5 protein-coding genes and 1 pseudogene are annotated in these 6,071 nt (G+C 47.0%); 3 read left to right on the plus strand and 3 right to left on the minus strand.

Annotated features, from left to right (window positions below; all coding sequences use genetic code 11):
• Window positions 1–148: 148 nt before the first annotated feature.
• On the plus strand, window positions 149–1,102 hold the full coding sequence (locus EQY_RS0110265) for a hypothetical protein (RefSeq protein WP_000197008.1): 954 nt from the start codon (window positions 149–151) through the stop codon (window positions 1,100–1,102).
• 145 nt (window positions 1,103–1,247) lie between these two features.
• On the opposite strand, the gene EQY_RS0110270 is transcribed toward EQY_RS0110265, so the two are convergent.
• Window positions 1,248–1,688, minus strand: a complete 441-nt coding sequence (locus tag EQY_RS0110270; protein ID WP_000243018.1) for a GNAT family N-acetyltransferase — start codon at window positions 1,686–1,688, stop codon at window positions 1,248–1,250.
• 463 nt (window positions 1,689–2,151) lie between these two features.
• Window positions 2,152–3,036, minus strand: coding sequence for a LysR family transcriptional regulator (locus EQY_RS0110275; RefSeq protein ID WP_001119030.1), 885 nt, complete (start codon window positions 3,034–3,036; stop codon window positions 2,152–2,154).
• A gap of 173 nt (window positions 3,037–3,209) precedes the next feature.
• Between EQY_RS0110275 and EQY_RS0110280 the strand changes: the two genes are divergently transcribed.
• Entirely contained in the window at window positions 3,210–4,346 is a 1,137-nt protein-coding gene (locus EQY_RS0110280) for an alpha/beta hydrolase (protein ID WP_010350796.1), read from the plus strand.
• Window positions 4,347–4,523: 177 nt separating this feature from the next.
• Window positions 4,524–5,717, plus strand: a complete 1,194-nt coding sequence (locus tag EQY_RS0110285; RefSeq protein ID WP_000494213.1) for an MFS transporter — start codon at window positions 4,524–4,526, stop codon at window positions 5,715–5,717.
• Window positions 5,718–5,859: 142 nt separating this feature from the next.
• On the opposite strand, the pseudogene EQY_RS0110290 reads toward EQY_RS0110285, so the two are convergent.
• Window positions 5,860–6,071, minus strand: a pseudogene (locus EQY_RS0110290) (ISNCY family transposase); the annotation flags it as partial.

Raw genomic sequence — 6,071 nt, forward strand, 5'->3', positions numbered from 1 at the left:
AATATCTGCCAGCCAAATATCCATGAAGTAAATAATTCCACAGAGGATTTTTTTTGATATCCTTAGGGCAGGAGCCAGATTTGAAGGAGTTTTTTGTGCAATCATGGCATTTTGGACACTAACTCTATCGGATATAGAGATATAAAACATGACGAGAAAATTTGCATTCAACATTTTATACATCATTGATGTTTTAGGTGATGAGGATCTTGATTCCCCGAGTGACATCAAAATCAATAATAAACCAGATGATATAACGCTTAAAAGTAATACCGCCTCAAAACTATTTAAATCCATATCAAGTCTGAAAGTGCCAATTCCTATTGTTTTTGTTAAGATACATAATATCCCCATGCTGAATTCTTTCTTTAAAGAGCTGGAAAAAGGAGTCATAAAAAAAGGGTTAATTCCTATAGTGCATTTTGAGTGTCATGGTTCACCCGAGGAAGGAATGTTTCTCCCTGGAATTAAAAAGTATATCTCCTGGGGGGAGATGAATGATTTATTTTTAATGATAAACAAACATACAATGAATAACCTACTGGCCATTGTCGCGGGATGTGACAGTTTCAAATCAACAGAAAATATAGAGTTTGCAAAAGGAAGCCCTTATGGCTGCTATATTGGCGCAAACAAAGTTACTGACGCAAGTATAATTAGCAGGTTTAAAGATTTTTACCGTTATATCTTTTTATATAATGATTTCGATGGAGCTTGTGATCTTTTAGGTGCCGATTTTTCTATGGTTTTTTCATATGATATCTGTATGCAAAGCTTTTTACTTCCGTTGGTCTTGAGTTATTTCGGAAAAGATAAAAAAGAGTTTGTTGAGTATACAATCAACCGACTAATAGACAATGGGCAACAGGGCTCTATAGGTGAAATAAGAAAGTTAGCAAAATACAGATTAAAACATATTGATAAGTATTATGAACGTTCTGGTGTTCAATTCTTACATGGGCAAAAGCCGCTTGCGTTTACGGAATTAAAGCGAATTGCACAGGAACTTAAGGACAAACTTATTGATGAGGCTAAATTCAACCTCGAACTGAGGAATGCAATTAAATTGAAAAGAAATACAATCATGGGGAAGGGGGCTTGACCCTGAAGACACTGGATTTACTGCTGTAGAATACCTGGTGTACATCAAGTCAGGTGATATACACCAGGTGGCACAACTTACGAAGTGGTTATAATAATCAGCTTGCGCTCGTACTCGAATCCGACATGCAAACCTCGCTGGAGAGTTATTTAACAATGGGCATGTCTGCGAGAAGCTTAACAAAACGCTTCCTCACTTCCTGATAACCGTGGCTTTCATAAAACTTGTGTGCTCTGATTCTACGTTCACTGCTTGAAAGCTCAATTTGAGAACATCCCTTATCCAGTGCGATTTGCTCAGAGGCAATGAGAAGCTTCTTTCCGATACCTGTTCCTCGCGACGATTCATCTATGACCAGAGCTGAAATTAATGCCCACAAACCGTTTTCATGTACAGGGGTGATAAAATTCATCACAACAACCCCGCAGAGTTCCTTTTCTGCTTCAGCAACCAAAATACTAAGACTGGTATGCTTCTGGTTAATATGATTTTCTAAGCGTTCTACATCTGTCTGATAACCCAATTGCAGAAAGAGCTTTTGTAGAGATGGTATATCTTTTAATTCAGGAGTCCTGATTAAGACCATTGCCATAACCTTTGTCAGAAGAGTTAAGTAAAAATATCCCAGTCTCTCTAAAGTTGCCAGGGTTGCTTTTCGCTGTGAATTCAACTGATGGACGCACAATGTTGCTGAATGAGCTCACCAGTACAAGCACGTCGATCCTTGGCTACTGAATTTTGGGGGCGCGAAGCCTGCGTGGAACCAAACACGTCCTGTAAGAGCCTGAGTTGATTAACATCGGTCATTGAGAAAAACTCAGTTCCGAATGCAGTTATGAGTCTCATCCTTTGAAAGCAGTGGTGAGACTGTAGCGCGGGCATGGCTATATTTGCCAGAAATGGACATCTCAATTTAGCCTCTACAATCTATGTCAAAGCTAAGTTCAGATGTCCGGGGCAGGGTAAAGCTGAAATGTCCGCTGTGTGCCAGGAACGGACGTTGTTTTCCAACTATTACCCAGGCCTGCGAATCATCTCATCTTCATCCCTTAAATTCTCAATGTATCGATAACCGCTCGTAGAGCGGGTGACACATTTCTGTGCGGATAATAGATATATGAACCTTCCAGGCGTTGGCTGTAGCATTGCAAAACTCTGATCAGCGCCCCCTGTTCTATATCATCAGACACCAATTCCTCCGGAACATAAGCCAGTCCCAGACCTAGCCTCGCGGCTTTGGCTTCCATATAACTGTCAGCAAAGGCCCATTGTCCCTGAGGCTGATGGGTGATCTTTTTACCGTCCTGATTGAGTTCCCAGGCATACAGGCTGCCGTCGCCGAACTGGTAAGCGATGCAGGGATGACCCACTAAATCGGTGGGGGTTTGCGGAAATCCGTAGCGACGAAAGTGCTCGGGTGTGCCGACAACGGCCATCTCCATATCGGGCGAAATACGCACCGCGACCATACCGCTATCCACTTCCGAGCCCAGACGTATACCGGCATCGAAGCGTTCAGTAATAATATCGACAAACCGGCTTTCACTGATGAGCTCCAGCCGAATATCCGGGTAGCGTTGTTTAAACACCGCCAGCTTCGGCAGCAGTACTTTGTCAATGGCGTGCTGGCTGGCATTAATACGGACCGTACCCGATGGTGTATGGCGATAATGGGCCAGCGTGGCAAGCCCCATATCTAAGGCGTCAAATCCAGATTCGACGTTTTTATAGAGCAACTCGCCAGCATGGGTGAGCGATAGCTTGCGCGTGGTGCGTACCAGAAGCTGCACGCCCAGTCGTTCTTCCAGCTCGCGCACTGCACGGCTAATTCCTGACTGCGCCAGACCAAGCCTCTGTGCGGCGGCGGTAAAACTCCCTTCTCGCACGACCTGCATAAACAGATAGAGATCGTTATAGTTTTCCCTTTTCGCCATCATTCTTCCTCTGCTGCTGCATCACAATTCAGAACAATATGGTATTAATCTTAGCATTATTTACCCTCTAATCAGCACTATTAGTGCTAACTATAATATGCGCGTTGCAACAAAGCACGGCAGCGTTGGCCGTATGAAACCAGTATCTGGCACATTTTATGAAGGGGATTTTGATGACTGCTTTCACCCAAAAATTGACAGCTGCGATACCCGCCATGCTGTTATGCGCATCATTAAGTGGAGTCACAAATATGAGTTACGCTGATACAACCAATCCGAACGCGCCCGTTTCGCTGGTTGAGAAATGGGATAAAACTTTTGCTGAGAGCACGAAAGTTGATCACCGTAAGGTGACCTTTCCGAACCGGTACGGGATCACCTTAGTCGGGGATCTCTACATACCGAAGGATCGTGGAGATCGCAAGCTGGCCGCTATTGCTGTTAGTGGCCCCTTCGGGGCGGTGAAAGAGCAATCCAGCGGCCTGTATGCGCAGACGCTGGCTGAACAGGGATTTGTCACTCTGGCTTTCGACCCTTCATACACGGGTGAAAGCGGCGGCTACCCGCGAAACGTCGCATCTCCGGATATCAACACCGAGGATTTCAGCGCGGCGGTTGATTTCTTAGGCCTGCAAAAAGAGGTGGATCGCAACCGTATCGGGTTGCTCGGTATCTGCGGATGGGGCGGCATGGCTTTAAACGACGCTGCGATGGACACGCGTGTCAAGGCGGTGGCGAGCAGCGTGATGTATGACATGAGCCGTGCAATGGGTCATGGCGTGGGCGATGGCAAAGACCGCTATACCACTGCCGATCGTCGTGCCGTATTGCAGTATCTGAACATGCAGCGCTGGAAGGATGCGGAAAATGGCGCTTTCGCGCCAGGCGGGCATGACATTTACGTTGATGAGAAGGGCAACGTCACCGCTTCCGATCGTATTTTACCGGAAACTCTGCCCACGAATCCTAATCCGGTATTGAAAGAGTTCTTTGATTATTACCGCATGCCGCGTGGTTTCCATGCGCGTTCGGTCAACTCAACCGGTGCCTGGAATGCAACCATGCCGCTGTCATTTATGAATATGCCGCTGCTGAGTTACGCTAATGAAGTTACTATCCCTACACTCATCGTGACCGGCGAAAAAGCCCATTCACGCTATTTTGCTGAAGATGCCTTTAACGCGATCGGCAGCAAAGAGAAAGAGTTAGTGATTGTTCCCGGGGCAAACCATGTTGATCTGTATGACAACGTTGCGGGTAAGATCCCATTTGCCAAATTTGAGCAATTTTTCAAGGCAAACTTAAGATAACCCGAAAGGTTTACCAGGCCACCTGTCGTAAACGGGTGGCTTTTAACTGCCTGGTGTGATGCATAATATGCCACATCGCCCTCTATTCTCACCCAACTATTATGTCGTTATTCCCTGAATAACTTCTGACCCGACTGCGCCTGAATCTGGCTGGTTCGATATTAAGGGATGCTAATAATGTTCACTATAAGTCTAAAACAATCATACGAAAAAACGCATGCATACTGGAGCGGCGTATTTGCCATGACGCTTTGCGTGTTTGTGCTGATCGCTTCTGAGTTTATGCCAGTCAGCCTGCTTACGCTCATTGCCCATGATTTACACGTTACCGAAGGGCTGGCAGGGCAAGGAATTGCTGTGTCTGGCGCGCTGGCGGTGCTTACCAGTCTGACTATCTCCCGTATTGTCGGAGACCTGAATCGAAAATATCTTCTGCTGGGGCTGACGGTCTTAATGGCCATATCGGGAATAGTTATCACCATAGCGCCTAACTATCCGGTTTATATGCTGGGGAGGGCTCTGATTGGCGTCGTCATCGGAGGATTCTGGTCAATGTCGGCTGCAACCGCCATTCGGCTCGTGCCGCAGCACCAGGTCCCCCGCGCACTGGCAATTTTTAACGGCGGCAACGCGCTGGCCACCGTTGTGGCTGCGCCGCTTGGTAGCTATCTGGGGACAACCATCGGTTGGCGTGGCACCTTTTTATGTCTGGTCCCCCTTGCGATAGCTGCGTTCATCTGGCAATGGATCAGCCTGCCTTCGATGGAAAGCGATAAAACACATAAACCACAGGGGTCTGTGCTTCGTCTGTTCAGTGTCGCCATCGTACCAACGGGACTGCTGGCCTGTGGGCTCTTCTTTATGGGACAGTTTGCTTTATTTACCTACGTGCGCCCCTTTCTGGAAAGCGTCACCAGAGTGGGAGCTTCTGCTCTTTCTCTGATTTTGCTCGCAATAGGTGTAGCAGGTTTTGTCGGCACAATGCTCGTCTCAACATTCCTGAACACCATATTTTATAAGACATTAATCATGATCCCGTTGCTTATGGCAGCGATTACCGGTGCGTTACTGCTGGTCGGACACCACATCTGGGCTGTTGCCGTTTTACTCAGCCTGTGGGGGCTACTTGCAACGGCTGCGCCAACGGGGTGGTGGACATGGATAGCACGTGCGTTACCCGAAGATGCAGAGACGGGGGGAGGCCTCATGGTTGCGGTGATTCAGCTATCTATTGCACTTGGTTCAACGGCTGGAGGTCTGGTATTCGACAGTCTGGGATGGAGAAGTGCTTTTGGTTTAAGTGGTTTGTTACTTCTGGGAGCGGTGGCGATGACATGGGTCACATCCCGTCAAAGTAGGAATGCGCAGTAGCGCAATCCTTTTATTTCTGGCGTACGCTCTTTAAGGCATACGGCTGAGGGGCTAATGACCGCTCCTCGCTCAAAGCGGACATTAATGTCTCTGGCAATTCAGTTCTGTGAAGGGTGGGATTATGTCTGCCTTCAGAGCTTCGTCATTTCCTTGTACCGAAAATTTCTTCAGAACGGGACTGTAACGTCTTCAACGCATCAAGCATATCGTCACCATTCAGTGAACGTTGCGATTTCTTTTCGCCTGGTTTTCTGGGCCATCACCGGCAGGGAGTGCCTGTGAACGGTTATTATCGCGTTTATCCTGAAACAGTTTGATAAATTCAGTAAGCGCCCCGAGAAGTACGTAGCGTAA

It is taken from the genome of Escherichia sp. TW14182 (genome assembly GCF_000208525.1).
In the GTDB taxonomy this organism is placed as follows: Bacteria; Pseudomonadota; Gammaproteobacteria; order Enterobacterales; family Enterobacteriaceae; genus Escherichia; species Escherichia ruysiae.

Excerpts from the sequence above, each read along its gene's own strand:
- EQY_RS0110280 (WP_010350796.1), top strand. The coding sequence starts at position 3,210 with ATGACTGCTTTCACCCAAAAATTGACAGCTGCGATACCCGCCATGCTG.
- EQY_RS0110265 (WP_000197008.1), top strand. The coding sequence starts at position 149 with ATGACGAGAAAATTTGCATTCAACATTTTATACATCATTGATGTTTTA.
- EQY_RS0110275 (WP_001119030.1), bottom strand. The coding sequence starts at position 3,036 with ATGGCGAAAAGGGAAAACTATAACGATCTCTATCTGTTTATGCAGGTC.
- EQY_RS0110285 (WP_000494213.1), top strand. The coding sequence starts at position 4,524 with ATGTTCACTATAAGTCTAAAACAATCATACGAAAAAACGCATGCATAC.
- EQY_RS0110270 (WP_000243018.1), bottom strand. The coding sequence starts at position 1,688 with ATGGTCTTAATCAGGACTCCTGAATTAAAAGATATACCATCTCTACAA.